Origin of the sequence: Mesorhizobium sp. GbtcB19 (assembly GCF_019091085.1) — a bacterium.
Taxonomy (GTDB): Bacteria; Pseudomonadota; Alphaproteobacteria; order Rhizobiales; family Rhizobiaceae; genus Mesorhizobium.
The window spans coordinates 462,658-486,658 of the sequence record NZ_JAGXJY010000003.1; the positions used below are offsets into that span (position 1 = coordinate 462,658).

Here is a 24,001-nt window from a genome sequence, read left to right on the forward strand (position 1 = left end):
CTCTTCGACGCTGCGGCTATTCCACGATCCGGAAGATCTGCCACTGGCTGGTGCCCGACACCACATAGGGCTCCAGTTCCTTGCCCCACTTGGCGTGCGCGTCGATCTTGGCGATCTTGGCGAAGAGCTCTTCCAACTGGGCCAGGCTCTCGACCTCGTGATGGGACTCGATCGTCGCTTCGCGTGCGCCGATCGAGCCGGTCATGAGCCGGAACTTCAGGTCGGCGAGGCCGACCTGCGAGCCGATCTCGCGTTCCCATTTGCGCATCAGCTCGAGTGCGGTCTGCTTGTGCCCGAACCTGGCGTCGATCTGCCATCTGGCGCTGAACATGTCTCTTCTCCCTGATGGTTGCGGCTCAGGCCGCTGTTGATTTGTCCACGGTTGATTATTCGTCCCAGGCCTGTACGACGGTCTGCCGCGCGATCAGGCCGTTCTTCAGCTCCAGCATCGCCGCGCAGACCACCTTGGTGCCGTCCGGATAGGCGCAGGCCTGCATGAAGGCGAGGTTGTCGCCCTCAGCGATGGTGGTGTCGACCTTGTGGGTCATCGCCCGGCTGCAGATATCGTCCCAGAAGGTGCTGATCGCGGCGCGGCCGCGGATTTCGCGAGGCTTGCTCGGCGGGTTGTTGCGGTCGACCACGCGAACCAGTGCATCGTCGGTGTAGAAGCTCGACAGCAGCTTGCCGTCGCGACCCTCGATCGCCTTCTTGATCGCCGGGCCGTCCACTATCTTTGTCTTGGTCAGCATTTCATCCTCCATATGCCCATCGTCTTGGGCGGTTGATGTGTGAACGTGCTGCCCGGCGCTCGCTGCCGGGCAGAGGTTTTCTCACTGCGACTTGGCCTTGACCGCCGCGAACAGGTCGTCGGTCTGCTTCTTGAATGTGGCAAGGTCGACCTGGCTGCCGTTGAGCATCGTCGACCAGTGGCGCACGATCGCCGCCATCGCGATGGCTTCCTTGATCTCCTCGTCGGTGGCGCCGTTCGCCTTGGCGGCCAGCGTGTGGAAATAGATGCAGTACTGGCAGGGGATCTGCGAGGCGACCGCGAGCCCCATCAGCTCCTTGGTCTTGCCGTTGAGGGCGGTGTTCGGATTGAGCTGCACGCCCTTGATCTCGGCCCAGGCGCCGGCCACCGCCACATCGGGCAGCGTCCTGAACATGTCGGGCACGGTGCCGAGCGTGGCCTGGATGTCCTTGTAGGCGGCGGTGGCCGAAGCGTCTTCGGCCCGCGCCGGAGTGATGGCCAGCAATGCGCCCGCGGCAAATGCCAGCAATCCGATCTTGCGATTGAGTCTCAGCATTTCATCCTCCATTCGCAGTGCCTTCGTGGCTGCATCGCCTAGCCTGCATGGGGAGAATTGATACCTCCTATGGCGCCCCGACCGCTTCGCCCGAAAGCGCCATGGCTCTCATGGCCCGTCCGGGCCAGCATGTCTGGCCGAGAATGCCGCCGCCGCCGCCCGTGACGGCAGGTCGAGCTTGAGCAATATGTTGGCGACGTGCCGCTTGACCGTATGCTCGCTGAGGTCGAGTTCGGCGGCGATCGCGGCATTGCTCTTGCCGTCGGCGATCAGGCTCACCACCTCGCTCTCGCGAGCCGTCAGGGTTGCCGGTTCGGCAGGCTTGGGCTTCGGGCGGCAGGCCGGCTCCAGATGCTGCTCAGACGTCACCTGCACCAATGCCAGCGGCTCGTCCAATTCATCGAGGCTGATACGCCCGGCATCGATGAAATGCAGCCCGGAACCCACCGCCAGATCGGCCACCAGCCGCGAAGCCAGGATGTGGCCGCGCTCGGCGTGGGCGGCCAGCTGCATGGCGACGCGCGCTGTCAGCCCCGTCGGCGGCCCGCGCAATTCGACCTCGCCGACATGCACGCCTTGCGCGCTTGCCACACCGATTTCCTGCGCTGCTTCGCGCAGCAGCGCCGCGCAGCGCACGGCGCGGGCCGGGCCATCGAAGCGCGCGATCATCAGCTCGCCATGCGTTCCGGCGACGCGGCCGCCATGACGTCCCACCAGCATGCGCCAGTTCTCCTGGAAGCGCAGGCTGCGTTCAGTCCACAGGCGGTCGCCAAGTCGCGCCGTGTCGTAAATGCGCGTCACCAGCAGCGCGGCGAGCACGCGTTCCACATCTGCGACGGCCGGCTCCCCGGTCAGGAATTCCTCGATCAGGTCGGCCACGCGGTCGACGTCGCCGGTCCAGATCGGGTGGTCCCGCCCCGGGATCTCGACCAGACGGGCGCCGGGGATATTCCTGGCCAGAAAGCGGCTGGCGTCGGGGTCGACGCGGGCGTCGTTGCGGCGATGGATCAGGTACGTAGGCACGCTGATCGTCCCGAGCATGTCGCGCACGTCTATGCCGGCATTCATGCGGGCAAGCGCCGCCGCAGCCGTCGGGCTGGCCGACAGCCGCTCGAAGCGGGCCCACCAATGGGTGAAGTGGCTGTCGTCCACGCGGCCCGGTGCAAAGTTCGGCAACGTCGCGCCGGTTCCCCAACTCGTCTCCGCCGTTTCGATGAAGCCCTCCAGACGCTCCGGCGGCATCACCCATTTGTGGAAATGCGCGTAGCCGCCGTAAAGCACCAGCGCGCGCGTCCGTTCCGGATAGGTGGCGGCGAACAGCATTGCCATCGGCGCGCCTTCCGACGCGCCCAGGATCGCTGCGCGGCCGCTCCCGGTGGCGTCCATGACGGCGCGCACATCGTCCATGCGGGTTTCGAGACTTGGCAGGTGACGGGGATCGACACGGTCGGACAGCCCGGTGCCGCGTTTGTCGAACAGGATCAGCCGCGAGAAGGCGGAAAGCCGCTTCAGCAGTCTGCTGTAGCCTTCGTCTTCCCAATGCAGGTCGAGGTTGGAGATGAAGCCCGGCACGAAGACCAGATCGAACGAACCCTGGCCGACCACCTGATAGGCAATCCGCACATCCCCGCTACGGGCATACCTGGTCTCGATCGGCCTCAACGCAACTGCCCCGCCGGCCAGACGATTTCCTGTCGCCGACCATAGCAGAAGCGGGCCGTCTAAGGCAGCCAAACTTTAGAGAGCGCAGATATAAGACCTTTGTCGTCGAAAGCAGCAGCGCCTCATTGGGAACGCCGGACGGCGCTCCGGCTAGGCCCGTCTGGCGTAGCCGATGTTCTTGTCGGCCTGTTCCGGCGTCGGCGGCCGCTTGATCTTGGCCGAGGCCGCGATCACCAGCTCGTCGAAATTCGCGGTGCCGGCGTCCAGCATCTCGAAGAACTGGCGCCGCATCCTGGGCTCCCAGAACTTGTTGATGTGCTCGGCAACGCCGGCAATGCCTTCCTCGCGCGGCTTCGAGTGGAAGAAGGTGGCAATCTGGTTGGCCATGCGCACCAGCTTTTCCTTGGTGCTGGCGATGTGGTCTTCGTCATGCGACATGCTTGGCAACTCCGGAAGCCACCCGTTCCGGGTGGGTGAAAATATCGAAATCGTCGCCGCGCACCAGCGCGACCAGTGTCATGCCGGCGGCATCCGCCGTGCGGATGGCGAGCGCCGTCGGCGCCGAAACCGCCATGATGATCGCGGCGCCGATCGCGGCGGTCTTCTGCACCATCTCGACGGAGACGCGCGAGGTCACCACCACGGCGCCGCTCGAACCCTCGATGCCAGCCTTGGCCAGCGCGCCGGCGAGCTTGTCCAGTGCGTTGTGGCGGCCGACATCCTCGCGCGCCATCACGATGCCCTTGCCAGGCACGTAGAAACCCGCCGCATGCACCGCGCCGGTCTCGGCGTGCAGCGGCTGAACCTTCGACAGCAGCCGGACGGCGCTGGTGACGTCTTTTGCCTGAAGCGTAAGTCGTGACGCACCAACCGCGTCGACCGAGCGCATCGCTTCCTCGATGGATTCGATGCCGCACAAGCCGCAGCCGACCGGCCCGGCAAGGCGACGCCGCCGCGCCTGGAAGCGCGTGTTGGCCTGATCCTTCAGCCTGATCTGGATGTCGATGCCGGCGCCGAGATCCTCGACCTCGATCGCCTCGATCTCCTTTGGATCGGCAATGACGCCTTCCGTCAGCGAGAAACCAAGCGCGAAATCCTCGAAATCGGCCGGGCTCGCCATCATCACCGCATGAGTGGTGCCGGCAAAGGAGAATGCCACCGGCGTCTCCTCCGGCACCATGCGGTTCGCGGCGGCCGTGCCGCCGGCGCGATGCGCCAGCCGCGAGATTTGCGTCGTGGCTTTGCGCCGCGCGGTCAAGGCTACTCCGCCGCCGCCAGCGGTGCGATACGACGGCTGTGTTTCGCCTGTTCGTTATAGTCCTTCTGCCAGTCGGTCGGGCCGTTGGACGGCGCCACCTGCACGGCGGTGACCTTGTATTCCGGACAGTTGGTCGCCCAGTCCGAGAAATCGGTGGTGATCACGTTGGCCTGCGTGTCCGGGTGGTGGAAGGTCGTGTAGACGACCCCCGGCGAAACGCGGTCGGTGATCAGCGCGCGCAGCGTGGTCTCGCCGGAGCGGCTGGCCAGCCGCACCCAGTCGCCTTCGCGCACGCCGCGGACCTCGGCGTCATGCGGGTGGATCTCCAGCCGGTCCTCGGCATGCCACGTGACGTTCTCGGTGCGCCTGGTCTGCGCGCCGACATTGTACTGGGACAGGATACGGCCGGTGGTGAGCAGCAGCGGATAGCGCGGACCGGTCCGCTCGTCCGTCGCCACATATTCGGTGCGGATGAACTTACCCTTGCCGCGCACGAAGCCGTCGACATGCATGATCGGCGTGCCGAGCGGCGCCTTGTCGTTGCAGGGCCACTGCACCGAGCCGACGCGGTCGAGCAGCTCGAACGAGACGTTGGCGAAGCTCGGCGTCGTCTTGGCGATCTCGTCCATGATCTCAGACGGATGCGTGTAGTTCCAGTCGAGCCCGATGGCGCGGGCAAGCTCCTGCGTCGCTTCCCAGTCGGCATAGCGCGCCTTCGGTTCGATGACCTTGCGCACCATGTTGATGCGGCGCTCGGCATTGGTGAAGGTGCCGTCTTTCTCCAGGAAGGTCGAACCCGGCAGGAAGACATGCGCGTAGTTCGCCGTCTCGTTGAGGAAGAGGTCGTGCACGACCACGCATTCCATCGCGGCGAGGCCGCCGGCGACATGCTTGGTGTCGGGATCGGACTGCAGGATGTCCTCGCCCTGGATGTAGATGCCCTTGAACGAGCCGTCGACGGCGGCGTCCAGCATGTTGGGGATGCGCAGGCCGGGCTCGTCGTCCAGCTTCACGCCCCACAGGCTCTCATAGATGTCGCGCACGGCTTCGCCGGAGATGTGGCGGTAGCCCGGCAGCTCATGCGGGAACGAGCCCATGTCGCACGAGCCCTGCACATTGTTCTGCCCGCGCAGCGGGTTCACGCCGACGCCGGGACGGCCGATATTGCCGGTGGCCATGGCCAGGTTGGCGATCGCGATCACCGTGGTCGAGCCCTGGCTGTGCTCGGTGACGCCGAGGCCGTAATAGATCGCGCCGTTGCCGCCCTTGGCGTACATGCGCGCGGCACCCCGGATCAGTTCGGGGTCGACGCCTGACAGCTTGCCGACGGTCTCGGGGCTGTTCTCCGGCAGGGCGACGAAGGACGCCCAGTCCTGGAACTCGGCCCAGTCGCAGCGCTCGCGCACGAAGGCTTCGTTGTAGAGGCCCTCGGTGACGATGACATGCGCCAGCGCCGTCAGCACCGCCACATTGGTGCCGGGCTTCAGCGGCAGGTGATAATCGGCCTCGACATGCGCCGATTTGACCATCTCGGTGCGGCGCGGATCGAGCACGATCAGCTTGGCGCCCTGGCGCAGCCGCTTCTTCAGCCGCGAGGCGAACACCGGATGGGCGGAAGCCGGATTGGCGCCGATGATCACGGCGACGTCGGTGAACTCGACCGAATCGAAATCCTGCGTGCCGGCCGAAGTGCCATAGGTCTGGCCGAGGCCGTAGCCGGTCGGCGAATGGCAGACGCGGGCGCAGGTATCGACATTGTTGTTGCGGAAGCCCTGCCGCACCAGCTTCTGGACGAGGTAGGTTTCCTCGTTGGTGCAGCGCGAGGAGGTAATGCCGCCGATGGCGGTGCGTCCATACTGATACTGGATGCGGCGGAATTCCTTCGCCGTATGGGCGATAGCCTCTTCCCAGCTCACTTCGCGCCACGGATCGGAGATCTTCTCGCGGATCATCGGCGACAGGATGCGGTCCTGGTGCGTGGCGTAACCATAGGCGAAGCGGCCCTTGACGCAGCTATGGCCGTGGTTCGCCTTGCCGTCCTTGTAAGGCATCATGCGGATGACCTCGTCATCCTTGACCTCGGCCTTGAACGAGCAGCCGACGCCGCAATAGGCGCAGGTGGTGACCGCCGAGCGCTCCGGCATGCCCTTTTCGAGCACGGTCTTCTCGCGCAGCGCGTCGGTCGGGCAGGCCTGAACGCAGGCGCCGCAGGACACGCATTCCGAAGCGATGAAATCCTCATGCATGCCGGCGACCATGCGCGATTCGAAGCCGCGGCCCTCGATGGTCAGCGCGAAGGTGCCCTGCACCTCTTCGCAAGCGCGCACGCAGCGCGAGCAGACGATGCACTGCGCCGGATCGTAGGTGAAATACGGGTTGGATTCGTCGCGGGCGATGTAATCGACAGCCAAAGAGCCATGGCCGGGCGCCACGCCGCCCTCATCCTTGACGTGGTTGCGGCCCTCGACGCCGTAACGGTTTTCGGTCAGGCCGACGGACTTCGCCACAACGTCGAACTCGCTGGCGCCGGTCCCGGCCTTCTCGTTCCAGCCGCTCGGATGGTCGGAGACATAGAGCTCCATGACACCGCGGCGGATGGCGTCGAGCCGGTCCGACTGCGTGCGCACCACCATGCCTTCGCCGACCGGCGTCGTGCAGGAGGCCGGCGTGCCGCCGCGTCCTTCGATCTCGACAAGGCAGACGCGGCAGGAGCCGAACGAGTCCAGCATGTCGGTGGCGCAGAGCTTCGGGATCTCGACCCCGCCTTCCATCGCCGCGCGCATGATCGAAGTGCCTTCCGGCACGGTGATGCTTTGCCCGTCGACGGTCAGCGTGACTTGCTTGGTCGCCTTCGACTCCGGCGTTCCGTAGTCGATCTCTTCGATGAGTGTCGGGAAGTCGGCCTTGATGTTCATCTGCCAGCTCCTATTCAGCCGCCACGCGCGCCGGCGCGGGCTTGAAGTCGTCGGGGAAATGCGTGATCGAGCTCATCACCGGGTAGGGCGTGAAGCCGCCCAGCGCGCAAAGCGATCCGAACTTCATCGTGTTGCAGAGGTCGCTCACCAGGGCGAGGTTCTTTTCCGGCTCGATGCCTGCGGCAAGCTTGTCGAGAACCTCCACGCCGCGCGTCGAGCCGATGCGGCAGGGCGTGCACTTGCCGCAGCTTTCGATGGCGCAGAACTCCATGGCGAAGCGCGCCTGCTTCATCATGTCGGCGCTGTCATCGAACACGGTGATGCCGGCATGGCCGATCAGTCCGTCGCGCTTGGCGAATTCCTCATAGTCGAACGGCGTGTCGAACAAGGCGCGCGGGAAATAGGCGCCAAGCGGTCCGCCGACCTGCACTGCCTTGACCGGACGTCCCGTCGATGTGCCGCCGCCGATGTCGTCGACGATCTCGCCGAGCGTCAGGCCGAAGGCCGTCTCGAACAGGCCGCCCTGCTTGACGTTGCCGGCGATCTGGATCGGGATCGTGCCGCGCGAGCGGCCCATGCCGAAATCCTTGTAGTAGGCGGCGCCCTTGTCCATGATGATCGGCACCGAGGCAAGGCTGATGACGTTGTTGATCACCGTCGGCTTGCCAAACAGGCCCTGGATCGCCGGCAGCGGCGGCTTGGCGCGCACCACGCCGCGCTTGCCCTCCAGGCTGTTCAACAGCGAGGTTTCCTCGCCGCAGACATAGGCGCCGGCGCCGACGCGGATTTCCATGTCGAAGGCGTTGGGCGAACCCAGCACATTGACGCCGAGCACGCCCGCCTTGCGGGCGATCGCCACCGCCTTGTTCATCGTCGCCACCGCATGCGGATATTCCGAGCGGATATAGACGAAACCCTTGGTCGCGCCGGTGGCGATGCCGGCGATCGCCATGCCTTCGATCAGCACGAAGGGGTCGCCTTCCATGATCATGCGGTCGGCGAAGGTGGCGCTGTCGCCCTCGTCGGCGTTGCAGACGATGTATTTCTGCGCGCCCGCCGTATCCAGCACCGTCTTCCACTTGATGCCAGTCGGGAAACCGGCGCCGCCGCGGCCGCGCAGGCCGGACTCGGTAACCTGCTTGACGACATCGGCCGGCGCCATCGCGACCGCATTCTGCAGGCCGCGCAAGCCGCCCAGCGACTTGTAGGCATCGAGCGACAGCGGGTCGTTGATGCCGCAGCGCGCGAAGGTCAGCCGCGTCTGCTTGGCGAAGAACGGGATCTTGTCGGGCGCGCCCAGCCAGCGCTTGTGGTGGCCGCCGGTGAGAAAGCCGCTGTCGAACAGGCTCTTGACGTCGGAAGGCTTCACCGGCCCGTAGGCGACGCGACCCTTGTCGGTTGCCACCTCGACCATCGGCTCCAGGAAATAGGCGCCGCGCGAGCCGTTGCGTACGATCTTGGCTTCGACGCCGCGCTCCTTGAGCTCCGCCTCGATCGCCCTGGCGACCTTCTCGGCGCCGAGCGCCAGCGCGCCGGAGTCGGCCGGGATATAGATGCGCGGGATCATGAACGTACCTCCGCGACGATCTCTTCGATCTTTTCGTCATCGAGCCGGCCGATGACTTCGCCGTCCAGCATTGCCGACGGCGAGCAGGCGCAAAGCCCGAGGCAGTAGACCGGTTCCAGTGTAACCGATCCGTCGCGAGTGGTCTCGTGGAAATCGATGCCGAGCAGCTGCTTGACCTTGGCCGCGACGGCATCCGAGCCCATCGACTGGCAGGCTTCCGCCTGGCAGAGCTTGAGCACATGCCGGCCGGCGGGCTTGGCGCGGAAATCGTGATAGAAGCTGACGACGCCGTGCACCTCGGCCCGGGAAAGGTTCAGCCCATCGGCGATCACCGGCAACGCGTCCTTCGGAACGTGCCCGAACTCCTCCTGTATGCTGTGCAGGATCGGCAGCAGCGGGCCTTCGAGACCCTTCATCTCGTCAATGATCGCCGCGGTGCGCGACGAGATCTCGGTACTTGCGGCCTGCATGGGCATGCAGCGCCCTCCCTGGGTCGTGGCATCCAACCATATATATGTCGCCCAAGCTCCGTAGCGATTCTGGGGCAACGACATGGATGGACGCAATATCGCTAAGTCCTTACGAAATCAGAGGAAACCTCCGAAATCAATAAAGCGGTTTCGTTGCTTGATAGAAATTTTCTATCGAAACGCGGCAACGCGCAACGTCTAGCCTAGCGATGGGCGCGGAAATCGTCCGCCAGCGCCATCGCCTCGTCAAGCAGCGCCTGCACCAAAGGCGTGTGCGGCTCGCGCGGCGCCGCCACCAGCCCGACGGTGTGGCTGGCGTCCGGCTCGACGATCGGGATCGCCCGGATCGGTTCGGAAAAGCCGAATGTTTCCGCCAGGTTGAGCGGCATGATCGACGACCATTTGCCGGTCCTGATATGCGAGAACAGCACGATCATCGAATTGGATTCCAGCGTCGGCCGCACCTGCACGCCGGCTTCCGCCAGATGCTGGTCGATGATGCGGCGGTTCTGCATGTCCGGCGTCAGCAGGCAGAGCGGCAGCTGGCTGATCTCCGCCCACGTCACTTTGTCGCGGTCGGAATAGGGGTTCCCCATCGCCGTGATCAGCTGGTAGCGCTCGTCATAGAGGGGAACGCTGGTCACCCGCCCGAGCGGCTCGTTGTCCAGATAGGTGATGCCGGCATCGACATCGAAATTGCCGAGCAGCGACAGCACCTCGATCGAAGTCCGCGACAGGATCGAGAAGGTGACGCCCGGATGCTTTTCGCGGAACGGCGTCGTCAGCCGGGCCACCATGGCCAAGGCGGTGGGGACCGCTGCGATGCGGATACGGCCGGCAAGGCCATGCCGCGCCGCCCGCATTTCCTCGCGCATCGTCCTTGAATCGCCGACGATGCGCCGCGCCCAGCCCAGCACCTGCATGCCTTCCGGCGTCAGGCCCTGGAAGCGCGAGCCGCGCAGCACCAGCATGACGCCGAGCTGCTCCTCGAGCTGCTTGATGCCGGCCGACAGCGTCGGCTGCGTGACGCCGCACACCTCGGCCGCGCGGCCGAAATGCTCCTCCTTGGCGAGAGCGATGAAGAATTCGAGCTTGTCGATCATCGCCGCAAACTATCGGGCGCCGGAGGCCCGCGCCAGATGGGCCGATCCACACAAACCCAATCTCGACGGCAGCCCGGAAATCGAGGCTATTTATCCACCAGATTGAGGATGTTGCCGTCCGGATCCTTGAACCAGGCGACCTTCATGCCGTAGCCGACATGGATATCGCCCTCGAGCGTCAGGCCGGGCATCTCATAATGCTCGAAGGTGACGCCTTTCGACTTCAGCGATTTGACGATGGGTTCGATCTCGTCGCCGACCGTCCAGGTCAGCGCCGTCGCCTTGTTCGTGCCGGCAAAATTGCGAATGATAGACATTGATGACTGTGTCGCCGCTCTTGTAGACGACTAGTTCCTCGCCCATGTCGTCCACCTGCTTGAGGCCCAGCGTGCCTTCATAGAAGGCCTTTGCCTTTCCCAGGTCCTTGGCTGCGAGATTGGCCGTCGCGTTGCTGTTCTCGAGCATGACCGTCTCCTTCCCGGATCGTGGTGTCGCCGCTCATGTCACCGAAATAGGGCGCACCGGCCGTCTGGCCATGCGCAAGCCGGGAAACTGCCGGCCCTGGGACGCCATTATCCGGTAAATCCGACACCAGCCGCCGTTTTCCGGGGCACGCCGGGCGAGCCGTTGCGCCACGGCTTGGTTCCGGCGGGAAACTACACTATCTGGAACGCCAAACGCCGAGGAAATGTCATGACCGTCACCAAGGAATCCGTCATAGAGCGCCTGAAGACGGTCAATGGGCCGGACTTCACCGGCAACATCGTCGATCTCGGCATGGTCTCGGAAATCTTCATCGCCGATGCCAAGGTGTTCTTCTCGATCACCGTCCCCGCCGCCCGCGCCCAGGAGCTGGAACCGTTGCGCGCCGCCGCCGAGCGCGCGGTGAAGGCCATACCGGGCGTCGCCAGCGCCGTCGTCGCTCTGACAGCCGAGAAGAAGGGCGGCGGCATGGAAGCGCCTGTGCCGCCGCGTCCGGCGGCACCGAGACCCGCGGCCCCGCAGCCGGCGCAGCGCCCAGCGCCACAGGCGCCGGCCTCGCACGGCCACGGCCGTCGCGGCGTGCCCGGCATCGACGCCATCATCGCGGTCGCCTCGGGCAAGGGCGGCGTCGGCAAATCGACCACCGCCGTCAACCTGGCGCTCGGCCTCGCCGCCAACGGCCTGAAGGTCGGCGTGCTCGATGCCGACATCTATGGCCCGTCGATGCCGCGGCTGCTCAACATCCATGGCCGGCCGCAAACCGTCGACGGCAAGATCCTGAAGCCGATGCAGAATTACGGCCTGAAGGTGATGTCGATGGGCTTCCTGGTCGACGAGGAGACGCCGATGATCTGGCGCGGCCCGATGGTGATGTCGGCGCTGACCCAGATGCTGCGCGAGGTCGAATGGGGTCCGCTCGACGTGCTGGTGGTCGACATGCCGCCCGGCACCGGCGACGCCCAGCTCACCATGGCCCAGCAGGTGCCGCTCGCCGGCGCCGTCATCGTCTCGACGCCGCAGGACCTGGCGCTGATCGACGCCCGCAAGGGTCTCAACATGTTCAAGAAGGTCGACGTGCCGCTGCTCGGCATCGTCGAGAATATGAGCTACTTCCTCGCGCCCGACACCGGCAAGCGCTACGACATTTTCGGCCATGGCGGCGCGCGCCGCGAGGCCGAACGCCTTGGCGTCACCTTCCTCGGCGAGGTGCCGCTGGAAATGGGCATTCGCGAAAGCTCGGACGCCGGCGCGCCGGTCGTCGCCTCCAAGCCGGAAGGGGCCGAGGCGAAGATCTATCGCGACATCGCCACGAAGGTCTGGGATCGGGTCCAGGAAGAACGCGGCGCCGCCGAAGCCGCCGTGCCGAGCATCGTGTTCGAGTAATCGCCGAAGCGGAGCGGTTCGCCGTTTCACCGAAACGGCGAACCGCTCCATCTCTTTGTTTTGACGCAATTCCGGACGGAAAACCGCTACGCACTTTTCCTGGAATTGCTCTAGGCGCCGACCTTCTCGCCGAATGTCGAGAAGAACTGCCCGGCCAGCTTCTTCGACGTCGACTGGATCAGCCGGCTGCCGAGCTGCGCGATCTTGCCGCCGACCTCGGCCTTGGCGGCATATTTGAGCACCGTGGCATTCGGCCCGTCGGCGGTCAGGGTGACGTCGGCGCCGCCCTTGGCGAAGCCGGCAATGCCGCCCTTGCCTTCGCCCTGGATGGTGTAGGAATGCGGCGGCTTGAGGTTCTTCAGCGTGACTTCGCCGTTGAAGGTCGCCTTGATCGGCCCGATCTTGAGCACCACGGTCGCCGCCATCTCGGTGGCCGAATTCTTTTCCAGGCTCTGGCAGCCGGGAATCGCCTCTTTCAGGATGTCAGGGTCGTTGAGGGCTTCCCACACTTTCTCGACGGGTGCGGCAATGTGTTCCTCGCCTTCGATCACCAAAGCCATCAAGACCTCCCCGATTTCTCGTTGTCGAGAGGTCGTAGCGCGCGCTCCCGGACAAGTCTATCGCACCAAAGTCCGGGTCTCGGCGCGCCTGCCTCTTGCTTGCATGAACGCATTGTCATATCGATTTGTCATACAAATACGGAGACCACCATGGCAGGCGCCCCCACCAGGAAGAAGAAATTTCGCTCGCAGGAGTGGTTCGACAACCCCGACAATCCGGGCATGACGGCGCTCTATCTCGAACGCTATCTGAACTACGGCCTGACCCGCGCCGAGCTGATGTCGGGCAAGCCGCTGATCGGCATCGCGCAGACCGGTTCCGACCTTTCGCCCTGCAACAGGCATCACCTCGAGCTCGCCAAGCGCGTGCGCGAAGGCATCGTCTCGATGGGCGGCATCCCCTTCGAGTTCCCGTGCCATCCGATCCAGGAGACCGGCAAGCGCCCGACCGCCTCGCTCGACCGCAACCTGGCTTATCTGAGCCTCGTCGAGGTGCTCTACGGCTATCCGCTCGACGGTGTCGTGCTCACCATCGGCTGCGACAAGACCACGCCGGCGCTGCTCATGGCGGCGGCCACCGTCAACATTCCGGCGATCGCGCTGTCAGTCGGCCCGATGCTGAACGGCTGGCACAAGGGCAAGCGCACCGGTTCCGGCACCATCGTCTGGGAATCCCGGCAAAGGCTCTCGGCCGGCGAGATCGACTATGACGAGTTCATGGACATCGTCGCCTCCTCGGCGCCGTCGACCGGCTATTGCAACACCATGGGCACCGCCACGACGATGAACTCGCTGGCCGAGGCGCTCGGCATGCAGCTGCCGGGCTCGGCCGCCATTCCGGCGCCCTATCGCGAGCGCGGCCAGATCGCCTACGAGACCGGCAAGCGCATCGTCGACATGGTGCATGAGGACCTGAAGCCCTCCGACATCATGACGCGCCAGGCCTTCGAGAACGCCATCGTCGTCAACTCGGCGATCGGCGGCTCGACCAACGCGCCGATCCATCTCAACGCCATTGCCCGCCATCTCGGCGTTCCGCTCGACAATGACGACTGGCAGAAGATCGGCCTCAACGTGCCGCTGCTCGTCAACCTGCAGCCGACCGGCGAATACCTTGGCGAGGACTATCACCACGCCGGCGGCGTGCCGGCGGTCGTCGCCGAACTGATGAAGGGCGGCCTGCTGCCCCATCCCGACGCCATCACCGCCAACGGCAAGTCGATGGGCGACAATTGCCGGGATGCCGTCAACGAGAACCACGACGTCATCCACGGCGCCGACCAGCCGCTCAAGGCCAATGCCGGCTTCATCAACCTCAAGGGCAATCTGTTCGATTCCGCCATCATGAAGACCAGCGGCATCTCGCCCGAATTCCGCCAGCGTTACCTCTCCAACCCGAACGATCCCGAGGCTTTCGAGGGCAACGCCATCGTCTTCGACGGGCCGGAGGATTACCACGCCCGCATCGACGATCCGGCGCAGGGCATCGACGAGCACACCATCCTGTTCATGCGCGGCGCCGGTCCGGTCGGCTATCCGGGCGGCGCCGAGGTGGTCAACATGCAGCCGCCGGCCTACCTGATCAAGAAGGGCATCCATTCGCTGGCCTGTATTGGCGATGGCCGCCAGTCCGGCACGTCAGGCTCGCCGTCGATCCTCAACGCCTCGCCGGAAGCCGCAATCGGCGGTGGCCTTGCGCTGCTCAAGACCGGCGACCGCGTCCGCATCGACCTTAAGAAGGGCACGGCCAATATCCTCGTCAGCGACGAGGAGATCGCCAAGCGGCGCGCGGCGATAGAAGGCAATGGCGGCTATCACTATCCCAAGCACCAGACGCCGTGGCAGGAGATCCAGCGCGGCATGGTCGACCAGTTCTCGGCCGGCATGGTGCTGAAGCCCGCGGTGAAGTACCAGGACGTCGCGCATACCAGCGGCGTGCCGCGCGACAATCACTGATTGTCAGCCGCGCGAGAGCACAAAAAATGCTGGCCGTTCGGCCAGCATTTTCAGGTATCGATTAATGAGATTGTCGCGGCAGGCTGCGCGCCGGCTATTTTGATGGTCTGCGGGCGGCTTCCTGCAGAATCCGACTTAGGTCGGCGGCGCGCCTGAGGACGGAGCGATAGCCGTGACAGCGGACAACCGCCCCACCTTTCGAATGACCGGTGCCTGATACAGCTTCTTCATAATGTCTTCCCCCGACAACCCTTGTTCGATCCGACTACCGAACCTGATTGTTGTGCAAACCGGTACGGTTTCAGCTTGCGATCAGTTTCCGGGATTTCTAGACGAAATCAAGAGGCTATTCACAACCAGTCCGTGCGAGGCCGATGACGCCGATGGCAGTGGCTGAATCCCGTCAGAAAGGGCTGCTCGACGTCGCCATCGTTGGTGCTGGCATGGCCGGCCTGTTCGTCGCGTGGCGTCTGCTCTGCGAGGCGCCGTTCACGCGGATCGTGGTCTTGGAGTCCACCAACCGCGTCGGTGGCCGTGCGTCGACGGTTTGCTTTCCGGGCGAGCCGGACTTCGCCATCGATCTCGGCGCCATGACGCTGTTGCCCGAACACCGGCTGCTGCGGAAGCTGTCCGCCGCCATGGGGGCGACCATGTGCCATCCGGTCGTCGTCACGAAGGCCAATAGGCTGCATCTGCGCGGCAGGAGCCTCCCTTACGGCCAGATTTCGCGCTTTGCCCCGCGTCGTCTTTTTCCCTACCGGCTGTCGCGTCGCCTGCAGGCCAAGGGCCCGTCCCGGCTGCTGCGAAAGGCAGCCGCCGAAATTGTCCCGGGTTCCGAGACTTTCGGCAGCGACGAATGGAACGGAGCGGCAGATCATATTTACCGCGGCCGCAAGCTGATCGACTGGTCAACCCGGGAGGTCCTGTCGACAGTGCTCGAGCCCGACGAGATGGCTTTCGCGGAAGACGCCGTCGGATATTCGCTGCTGCTGCACGGGCCCAATGCCGCTGAGACGTTCAAGCTTGCGCTGGGCGAACTGAGTGGCGGGCGTTCCTACCTCTCGCCCGATGGCGGGTTCCAGCCGATCGCCGAGCGGATTGCCGCGCAGGTCGTCGCTCGTGGCGGAGCCGTCAAAACGAATCACACGGTCGTCTTGGCCGAACCGTCCCCGCAAGGTCTGGCATTGTCGGTCGCCGCCGAGAGCGGTTCCTTCGAGATTGAAGCCCGCAAGGTCGTGCTGGCTTTGCCGGCGCTGCCGCTGCAAGCGCTGGTCGACAACTCGCGATCGTTCGTCGGAAAGAGTGCTGTCGAGGACATTGCTCGCGCAAAACCCTGGCCGATGCTGGCGCTCGCCGTCTGCTATCCGGACGCCTGGTGGGAAAGACTGGGCATCGCAGGTGGCCATAGCGTCACTGACCTGCCGGCTCGCCAGATCTGGCATTTTGCCCGCACGGCTGCCGGAAGCGGCCCGGTTCGCCGCGGGGTGGCCGTCGCCTATTGCGATGGCCCGTCCATCGGCTACTGGAAGCAATTGCTGCCGCAGCTCGACCCCCGCAGCGGCTTTGCATCACTGCCGGGAGGACATCCGGCGCTCGAGGCGTTCCACACGCAGATGCTGGAAGTCTGCCGGCCGCCGGGCACCCAGCCGAGACCGATGGGCGGTTTCGCGCAGGACTGGGGCGCATCGGCCTATGGCGGCGCCTCTCATGTGTGGGACCGCGGCACCGACATCACGACCGTAGCCGAAGGCATGCGGACGCTGGCGCCGAACCTTTATCTCTGTGGCGAGGCCTGGTCCAACAACCATGGTTGGATCGAGGGCGCTTTGGAGAGCGCCGAGGAACTTCTGCGGCAGGAGTTCGGCCTTGGAAATTGGCTTGCCTGAGACCAGGCCTGCAAGAGGACCGTGCAAAGCCGTCTGTGGCTCCCATATGAATGAGGGTATCGGATCGAAAGGACCATCGTGGCGAAACGGCGTTCTTCCCTCGGCTTCCTCGGCATGTTCGGCCGCTCCAGCGATCTGCGCCAGCTCGACGACGCCTTGCGCAAGGCCGACCTGCATCCGGCCCTGGTGCCAGAAGGCGTGAAACTCACCATCGTCAACCTGATGAATGACCGCTGGCCCAACGAACCGCCGGCCGATGCCTACACATCCGTGGCGCAACTCTGCGGCTATTGCGTCGCCGGGCCGGACGTGTTCGAGCAGGCCAACGGCCGGGAGCGGACGCTAGAGGTCGAGCGCCGCATCGAGGCGGCGCTCGAAGCCGGCGACAGTTTCGACGCGCAGATCGTGCTGATGACGCTGCACGCCAAGCTGATCAACGCCGAGGTGGTTGAACGCTACGGGCTGACCGCTGAGTGACTTGGGTAGGGCGCGTTGAGATTCCGGTCAGGCCGAGTCGGAGTCGAAGACGGGCGCGAAGCGACCAAACAAGGTGTTTTTCGAGAACCGGAGCGGAGCGTACTTAAGTACGTGAGCACCGGAAGCGCAGAAAAATATCGTTTGCAGACCGGCCTCACCGGAATATCGATGCGTCCTAGCCGCCCATGCCGCTGCGCGGCAGCTTGATCATCTCGCCGAAGCGGGCGCGCAATTTGTCGTCGAGGATACGCGACACATGCCGCGGGAACCGCTCGGCAAGCACGCGTTTCTTCTCCGCGATTGCCCGCGACAGGATGTCGGGCCGGCCCTTTTCGTTCCATTCCTTGGGCGAGAAACGGTCGCCGACGGCGGGGTAGAAATACTCGGTCTGCATCAGCTTCAGCGTCTGATCGTTGCCGAGATAGTGTCCGGGACCCTTCATGCAGACATCGGCGATTGTGTCGATCGACAGCGCCTCGTCGGTCACCTCGATGCCGCGCACGCAGCGCAGGCAGTGACCGAGCATGTCGTTGTCGATGATCAGGCTTTCGAGGCAGAAGCCAAGCAGCGAGGCATGCATGCCGGCTGATTCATAGACGAGATTGAGGCCCGCAAGACCGGCCATCACGTCGGTGATGCCTTTTTCATAGCCGGACTGGATGTCGGGCAGCTTCGAATCCGTCATGCCGGCGGCCGAACCGCCCGGCAGGTCGTAATATTGCGCCATCTGCGCGCAGGCCGCGGTCAGCACAGCCTGCTCGGCCGAACCGCCGGACATGGCGCCGGTCCTGAGATCGGAAACGAAGGGCCAGGTGCCGAAGATCGCCGGATGCCCGGGCTTGATGGTGTTGACATAGACCAGGCCCATCAGCACTTCCGCCACCGCCTGCACGACGGCGCCGGCGATCGCGGCGGGCGCCGTGGCGCCGGCCTGGCCGGCCGACAGAAGCAGGATCGGGATGCCGCCCTCGACGCAGGCTTCGAGCACGCCGCAGGCGTCCTCGGCGAATTTCATCGGCGGCACGACGAAGCAGTTCGAGTTCGACACGAACGGCCGCGCCCTGAAATTCTCCTCGCCGCCGGCGATCGCATAGAGCATTTCCAGCGCCGGCTTGACGTTTTCGCGCACCGTGAAGGAGGTGCCGACATGCTTGGAGGTCCCCATCACGCAGGCATAGAGCGTGTTGAAATCCATATCGAGCGGATCGGGGATGTCGCGCGGCACCATGGTGCGCTGGAAGAAATGGATGTTGTCCAGCCCGTCGACGAGGCGGGCGGCATCATAGAGATCCTGCAACAGCGATTCGCGATATTCGCGCTTCTCGACGTCGACCAGATGCACCGCCGCGCCCGCCGTGCCGTAATGCACGCGTTTGCCCTGGATCAGCATGTCGTGCTTCGGATCCTGGCCGTACAGGGTGAAATTGCGGGCCGCATTCTTGATCGTGTCCAGCACGAGCGCGCGCGGCAGCCGGATGCGGCCGTCGTCGCCATAGGTGCCGCCGACCCGGGTCAATGCTTCGACGCAGGACGGGATGGCGTTGGCGAAGCCGACGGTCTCCAGCAGCGTCAGCACCGCTTCGTGGATGCGTTCCTTGTCGTTCTGGCTCAATGGGCCATAGCTGCCGCCTTCAAGCCCCGCCCGCACCGGACGGATGTCGTCGGCCAAAGGCGCCGCCCGCATCGCGCGGCGCGCTTCGCGCCCCCCGGAACGCCGCGAACGCTGGTCCGACGACGCTTCCTGCTTCTCGAGAGCCACTGACATGGAAGCACTCCACCTTTGTCTTTATCTGCGAGGCGGGACGCGGCGGTTGGTCCACCATCGGCCTGCTTCGTCCCCTTCTGGCCCCGACTATGCCGCTGACATTGGCACAGCCTATGGGCCAGCCAATGCCGTCGAATATGCCAGAATGCTAAAGTGGCGGGAGCGGCGCCAAACAAAAAGAGCCGGCGCGGAGCCGGCTCTTTTTATCTGTGGCGGTCAGGCGGCCGCCGGCCTGCGACCGGCGGCGGTGGCGAGTTCGCGGATGCCCGGCTCGATATGCTGCAGCGAGATCGAGGAGATGCCCAAACGCATGAAACGAGAGGGCTTTTCGCTGCGGTCGAAGAACCGGTCGCCGGGTTCGATGATGACGCTGCGCGAAGCGGCCGCCTCGGCGAGCCCGCGTGAATCGGTGCCGCGCGGCCCTTCCAGCCAGAGCGATGTGCCGCCCGCCGAGTCGGTCGAGCGCCACTCTGGCAGGAAAGCGGAAATCGCATGGACCAGACGCTTGCGCCGCTCGTCGAAGGCGGCGGAAAGCCTGCGCACAAGCGCCTCGTGGTGGCCCAACGATAGGAACAGCGCGACGGCGCGCTGGTTGTTCGCCGGCGGATGCCTGAGCATGAAGCGGCGCAGCGCGCGAAGCTCAGCGATCAACCCGGCCGAGGCGACGATGTAGCCAAGCCTGAGACCCGGAGCCAGCGTCTTCGACATCGAGCCGACATAGACGACACGGCCCGAACGATCGAGGCTCTTCAGCGCCTGCTGCGGCGCCTCGTCGAGCAACTGGCTGTCATAGCCGTCCTCGATGATGATCTGGTTGTTGCGGTTGGCGCGCGCCAGGAGGTCCTGCCGCCGCTCCGCCGACAGCGGCACCATGGTCGGGCAGTGGTGGCTGGGTGTGACGAAGACGAAGCCGGAATCGCTGGGGATAGAGGACGTTACGATACCGGACTGATCGACCGGAACCGGCTGGATATCGGCGCCGGCGAGCCGGAAGATCGAGCGGGCATCGGGATAGCCCGGGTCTTCCATCGCCACCTTCGAACCCTTGGTCATCAAGAGCGACGCGAGCATGTAGAGCGCGTTCTGCGCGCCCAGCGTCACGATGATCTCGTCCGGATTGGCGAAGATGCCGCGGCGCGGCAGAAGCCTGGCCTGGATCTGCTCGATCAGTAGCGGATCGTCGCGGTCGACCATGTCGGACGCCCAGTTGCGGATTTCCAGCACGGCCAGCGCCATGCGGTTGCACTCGCGCCATTCCGCGGTCGGGAACAGCGCCGGATCGAACTGGCCGTAGACGAACGGGTAGGAGGACTTGATCCAGTTGTCGTGCTTGGCCGGCGGCGGCATGTCGCTGGCGGCGATCTGCCGGCGCGCCTTCCAGTCGATCTCGTTCTGCTGGTCTGGCGCCTTCTGGTGCGGCTTGGCGGGAGTGGCCAGCACGTCCGGGTTGACGAAATGGCCGCGCCGCTCGCGCGCCACGAGAAAACCCTGGTCGACCAGCTGCTGGAAGGCAAGCACCACCGTGCCGCGGGCAACCCCAAGTTTTTCCGCCAGAATCCGGCAGGACGGCAGCGGCATCGAAGCGGCGATTTGTCGGTCGAGAATGGCTGCGACGATCGCCTGGCGAATCTGCGCCTGCAGGGTTTGGCCGGATTCGGCCGAAATCCGGAACAGGCCGGACCATATGGCCGTGTCATTGCGCTGTGGCATGGGAAATCTTCCTCGGATGGCCAGCTGTTTTCACTTGGCTGGACCAGTGGAGTGTATGGGTGGCATAAGGGGTTGCGCCAATCAATTTTTCTGATCGCTGGGATTTATGCCAGTGATCTATCAAGCGCGACGCGCAGCGTCGTCGCCGCGCGACTAGGCGCGATGCGCAGCATCGTCGCCCCACATGCACCGCGTCGTTGGAGTACCCCAAAAGTCGCAATGCGACGGCATCGTCGCCCCGCGGTGCGGCCCCCCCCGCGACGAGATCCTCGCGTCCTCACCATCCAACACCACCCCTCATCAAAGCGTGATGCAGTGCGGCAAAGCCGCGCTTGAATGAAATGGAAATCGGCTAGATAGAGTGTTGGCGACACGCGCCGGAAACATCCGGCCTGTTAAAATGGTCTAAAAACCCGCCAGGAGCCCGCCAGTGGACCAGTCTTCTTTCGACAAGCAACTTGCTGCGTTGCGTGATCAACGCGCGGCGGCCAAGGGCTCGATGCGCGAGGCCTTCGCCGCCGATCCCAAACGCTTCGAGACATTTTCCGCCACCGATGGCGATCTTCTGCTCGACTGGTCGAAATGCGCGGTCGACGCAAACACGATGGCGATGCTGGAGAAGCTCGCCGGCGCCGCCGATCTCGATGGCCGCCGCGCCGCGATGTTCGAAGGCAAGAAGATCAACATCACCGAGAACCGCGCCGTGCTGCACACCGCGCTGCGCAACCTGACGGGAAAAAGCGTCATCGTCGATGGCCAGGACACCAAGGCCGACGTGATTGCCGTGCTCGACGCCATGGGCGCCTTCGCCGACGCCATCCGCTCCGGCAAGGCGGCCGGCGCCACCGGCAAGAAGATCACCGACATCGTCAACATCGGCATCGGCGGCTCGGACCTCGGCCCGGCGATGGTGACGCTGGCGCTCGCGCCCTATCATGACGGGCCGCGCGCGCATTACGTCTCGAATGTCGACGGCGCGCATATCCATGACACGCTGAAGGGCCTGTCGGCGGAAACGACGTTGTTCATCATTGCCTCCAAGACCTTCACCACGGTCGAGACGATGACGAATGCGCAGACGGCGCGCGACTGGGTGCAGAAGGCGCTTGGCAAGGACGCGGTCGGCAAGCATTTCGCCGCCGTCTCGACCGCCCTCGACCTGGTGGCGAAGTTCGGCATCGAACGGGACCGCGTCTTCGGCTTCTGGGACTGGGTCGGCGGCCGCTACTCGGTGTGGAGCGCCATCGGCCTGCCGGTGATGATTTCCGTCGGCCCGCGCAACTTCCGCGCCTTCCTCGACGGCGCGCATGAGATGGACGAGCATTTCCGCACCGCGCCGCTGCAGAGGAACCTGCCGGCATTGCTCGGCTTGATCGGCTGGTGGCACCGGGTCGTCTGCAAATATCCGGCTCGCGCCGTCATCCCCTACGACCAGCGTCTGTCGCGCCTGCCGGCCTATCTGCAGCAGCTCGACATGGAATCGAACGGCAAGAGCGTGACGCTGGACGGCACCGCCGTCGCCACGCCCACCGGTCCGCTGGTCTGGGGCGAGCCCGGCACGAACGGCCAGCATGCCTTCTTCCAGCTTCTGCACCAGGGCACCGACTTCATCCCGGTCGAGTTCCTCGCCGCCGCTGTCGGCCACGAGCCGGAGCTGAAGCATCAGCACGACCTTCTGCTCGCCAATTGCCTGGCGCAGTCGGAAGCCTTCATGAAGGGCCGCACGCTGGAGGAAGCACGTGCGCAGATGCTGGCCAAGGGCATGAACCCGGCCGAGGTCGACCGCATCGCGCCGCACCGCGTCTTCTCAGGCAACCGCCCTTCGCTGACCATCCTCTACCGCAAGCTCGATCCGCGTACATTGGGTCGGCTTATCGCGCTTTATGAACATCGCGTCTTCGTCGAAGGCACGCTGTTCAACATCAATTCCTTCGACCAATGGGGTGTTGAGTTGGGTAAGGAATTGGCGACAGGACTGCTGCCTGTCGTTGAGGGCAAGGAGACTGCCGCAAAACGCGACGCCTCGACTGCCGGTCTGGTGGGACACATCCACCACTTGCGCGGTTCGGAGTAAAAGGATTGGCAGACATCAAGGGAATTCTCTTCGACAAGGACGGGACGCTTGTCGATTTCAACGCAACCTGGCTCGGCATCGCCGATTTCATGGCCATGGACGCCGCCGAGGGCGACCGCTGGAAGGCCGACAGGCTGCTCGCCGCAGCCGGCTTCGATTTCGCCAGCAAGCGCTTCAAGCCCGATTCGATCTTCGCGTCCGGCTCGAACATGGATGTCGTCGAGCTCTGGTTCCCGCGCCTGTCCAACGAGGACCAGCTGCTCGCCGTCTCCCGCTTCAACGAGATCACCTCGGTTCAGGGCTCGTCGATGGCGGTGGCGCTTCCCGGCGTCATCGATTCGCTGCGCACGCTGCACAAGCGCGCCTATCGCATGGGCGTCGCCACCAATGATTCCACCAGCGGCGCCGAGAAGACGCTCGCCACGCTCGGTGTCGCGCAGCTCTTCGACGCCGCCTTCGGCTATGATGCGGTGGCCAATCCGAAGCCGGCGCCGGACACGGTCGTCGCCTTCTGCGACCTGACCGGGCTGAGGCCCGGCGAGATCGCCATGGTCGGCGACAACCGCCACGACCTCGAAATGGCGCGAGCCGGCGGCTGCGGCCTAGCGGTAGGCGTGCTGTCCGGCACAGGCACGCGCGACTCGCTGGCGCCGATGGCGGACATCATCCTGGATTCGGTCGCCGACCTGCCGGATTTTCTCGCCGCGCGCATGAGCGTGCCGGCGGGCTGATCAGCCTTCCGCGACAAAGGCGAACACCGCGCTTGGCTTCGGCTCGCCGCCGCCGTTTCCGCCGACATCCGGCACCTGATATTCGCCGAGCAGGGAAAGCCGCGACCGGGGCAGCCAGGCGCGGCCGGGGTCGCCGACCAGCACGTCGATGCCGTCGGCGAGGCAGCGGTCGAGGAATGGCACCATCCGCTGGCCCACGTCCTGGGCGTAGAAGACATCGCCGGCGAGCACCAGGTCGACCGCCGGTGGCGGACCGGCGGTGACGTCCTCGTCGCATATCTGGATCGCGACCTCACTGGCTTCCGCGTTGAGGCGTAGCGCCGCGAGGCCGTTGCGGTCGATCTCCGCCGCGATCACCGCACGCGCTCCGGCTTTCAGCGCGGCGATGCCGACCAGCCCCGAGCCGGCGCCGAGATCGAGCACCCGCTTGCCGGCCACGATCGACGGACGCTCGAGGATATAGCGGGCCAGCACAGCGCCGCCGGCCCAGGCATAGGCCCAGTAGGGCGGCTGTGGCTCAGGGCCGCTTTCGTCGCTGTCGCCGTCCGGTTCGAGCAGCCGTCGCAGCCCGCTGCCGGGATGCGCCAGATAGAGCCTGATCTCCGGCAGCGATGGCACCGGCGTCAGCCGCATGTTTGCCCGGATGAATTCCACCGGATCGAGCCGCTCCCGCTCCCGCATCGCCTCGGAAGGTTCG

General features: G+C 65.1%; 20 protein-coding genes and 1 pseudogene. 6 read left to right on the top strand and 15 right to left on the bottom strand.

Annotation, left to right across the window (positions count from 1 at the left end; genetic code table 11):
• Positions 1-16: 16 nt before the first annotated feature.
• The 11 genes and pseudogenes from KVT37_RS08885 to KVT37_RS08935 form a co-directional block, all read right to left on the bottom strand.
• Complete coding sequence (locus tag KVT37_RS08885; protein ID WP_217571783.1) at positions 17-331, bottom strand: hypothetical protein; 315 nt, start codon at positions 329-331, stop codon at positions 17-19.
• 55 nt (positions 332-386) lie between these two features.
• Entirely contained in the window at positions 387-749 is a 363-nt protein-coding gene (locus KVT37_RS08890; RefSeq protein ID WP_217571785.1) for a nuclear transport factor 2 family protein, read from the bottom strand.
• An 81-nt stretch (positions 750-830) separates the two neighbouring features.
• A complete protein-coding gene (locus KVT37_RS08895; protein WP_217571787.1) occupies positions 831-1,304 on the bottom strand; it encodes a carboxymuconolactone decarboxylase family protein in 474 nt (157 codons plus the stop codon).
• Between the two features lie 108 nt (positions 1,305-1,412).
• The gene (locus KVT37_RS08900) at positions 1,413-2,927 is read right to left on the bottom strand and encodes an alpha/beta fold hydrolase (protein ID WP_308642593.1); all 1,515 of its coding nucleotides are present in this window, start codon (positions 2,925-2,927) and stop codon (positions 1,413-1,415) included.
• Between the two features lie 189 nt (positions 2,928-3,116).
• Entirely contained in the window at positions 3,117-3,404 is a 288-nt protein-coding gene (locus KVT37_RS08905; protein WP_217571790.1) for a formate dehydrogenase subunit delta, read from the bottom strand.
• Entirely contained in the window at positions 3,394-4,224 is an 831-nt protein-coding gene (gene fdhD / locus KVT37_RS08910) for a formate dehydrogenase accessory sulfurtransferase FdhD (protein WP_217571792.1), read from the bottom strand. Before fdhD ends, KVT37_RS08905 begins: the two co-directional genes overlap by 11 nt.
• Positions 4,225-4,226: 2 nt before the next feature.
• Positions 4,227-7,139 (bottom strand): formate dehydrogenase subunit alpha, encoded by a 2,913-nt coding sequence (fdhF, locus tag KVT37_RS08915; RefSeq protein ID WP_217571795.1) that lies wholly within the window; start codon positions 7,137-7,139, stop codon positions 4,227-4,229.
• Between the two features lie 10 nt (positions 7,140-7,149).
• Positions 7,150-8,706: an NADH-quinone oxidoreductase subunit NuoF gene (locus KVT37_RS08920; RefSeq protein WP_217571797.1), complete on the bottom strand. Its 1,557-nt coding sequence runs from the start codon at positions 8,704-8,706 to the stop codon at positions 7,150-7,152.
• Positions 8,703-9,182, bottom strand: a complete 480-nt coding sequence (locus tag KVT37_RS08925; protein WP_217571799.1) for a formate dehydrogenase subunit gamma — start codon at positions 9,180-9,182, stop codon at positions 8,703-8,705. Before KVT37_RS08925 ends, KVT37_RS08920 begins: the two co-directional genes overlap by 4 nt.
• A 197-nt stretch (positions 9,183-9,379) precedes the next feature.
• Positions 9,380-10,279, bottom strand: coding sequence for a LysR family transcriptional regulator (locus tag KVT37_RS08930; RefSeq protein ID WP_217571801.1), 900 nt, complete (start codon positions 10,277-10,279; stop codon positions 9,380-9,382).
• A gap of 86 nt (positions 10,280-10,365) precedes the next feature.
• Positions 10,366-10,744 (bottom strand): annotated as a pseudogene (locus tag KVT37_RS08935) (VOC family protein).
• Positions 10,745-10,972: 228 nt separating this feature from the next.
• Between KVT37_RS08935 and KVT37_RS08940 the strand changes: the two are divergent.
• Entirely contained in the window at positions 10,973-12,145 is a 1,173-nt protein-coding gene (locus tag KVT37_RS08940) for an Mrp/NBP35 family ATP-binding protein (protein ID WP_217571803.1), read from the top strand.
• A 110-nt stretch (positions 12,146-12,255) separates the two neighbouring features.
• Here the strand turns inward: KVT37_RS08940 and KVT37_RS08945 are convergent, their stop codons facing one another.
• Entirely contained in the window at positions 12,256-12,705 is a 450-nt protein-coding gene (locus KVT37_RS08945) for a carbon monoxide dehydrogenase subunit G (RefSeq protein ID WP_217571805.1), read from the bottom strand.
• Between the two features lie 150 nt (positions 12,706-12,855).
• Between KVT37_RS08945 and KVT37_RS08950 the strand changes: the two genes are divergently transcribed.
• The 3 genes from KVT37_RS08950 (at position 12,856) to KVT37_RS08960 (ending at position 17,024) form a co-directional block, all read left to right on the top strand.
• Positions 12,856-14,661 (top strand): IlvD/Edd family dehydratase, encoded by a 1,806-nt coding sequence (locus KVT37_RS08950; RefSeq protein WP_217571807.1) that lies wholly within the window; start codon positions 12,856-12,858, stop codon positions 14,659-14,661.
• Between the two features lie 383 nt (positions 14,662-15,044).
• Positions 15,045-16,547: an FAD-dependent oxidoreductase gene (locus KVT37_RS08955; RefSeq protein WP_217571810.1), complete on the top strand. Its 1,503-nt coding sequence runs from the start codon at positions 15,045-15,047 to the stop codon at positions 16,545-16,547.
• 78 nt (positions 16,548-16,625) lie between these two features.
• Positions 16,626-17,024: a hypothetical protein gene (locus KVT37_RS08960; protein ID WP_217571812.1), complete on the top strand. Its 399-nt coding sequence runs from the start codon at positions 16,626-16,628 to the stop codon at positions 17,022-17,024.
• A gap of 175 nt (positions 17,025-17,199) precedes the next feature.
• On the opposite strand, the gene KVT37_RS08965 is transcribed toward KVT37_RS08960, so the two are convergent.
• Positions 17,200-18,789 carry a trimethylamine methyltransferase family protein gene (locus tag KVT37_RS08965; protein ID WP_217571814.1) on the bottom strand — a complete coding sequence of 530 codons (1,590 nt, stop codon included), beginning with the start codon at positions 18,787-18,789 and terminating at the stop codon, positions 17,200-17,202.
• Between the two features lie 216 nt (positions 18,790-19,005).
• Complete coding sequence (locus tag KVT37_RS08970; RefSeq protein ID WP_217571816.1) at positions 19,006-20,499, bottom strand: PLP-dependent aminotransferase family protein; 1,494 nt, start codon at positions 20,497-20,499, stop codon at positions 19,006-19,008.
• Positions 20,500-20,929: 430 nt separating this feature from the next.
• Between KVT37_RS08970 and pgi the strand changes: the two genes are divergently transcribed.
• Together pgi and KVT37_RS08980 are read left to right on the top strand one after the other, a co-directional pair.
• Entirely contained in the window at positions 20,930-22,573 is a 1,644-nt protein-coding gene (gene pgi / locus KVT37_RS08975; RefSeq protein WP_217571818.1) for a glucose-6-phosphate isomerase, read from the top strand.
• Positions 22,574-22,578: 5 nt separating this feature from the next.
• On the top strand, positions 22,579-23,304 hold the full coding sequence (locus KVT37_RS08980) for an HAD family hydrolase (RefSeq protein WP_217571820.1): 726 nt from the start codon (positions 22,579-22,581) through the stop codon (positions 23,302-23,304).
• On the opposite strand, the gene KVT37_RS08985 is transcribed toward KVT37_RS08980, so the two are convergent.
• Positions 23,305-23,985, bottom strand: coding sequence for a methyltransferase (locus KVT37_RS08985; RefSeq protein WP_217571876.1), 681 nt, complete (start codon positions 23,983-23,985; stop codon positions 23,305-23,307).
• Between the last annotated feature and the right edge of the window lie 16 nt (positions 23,986-24,001).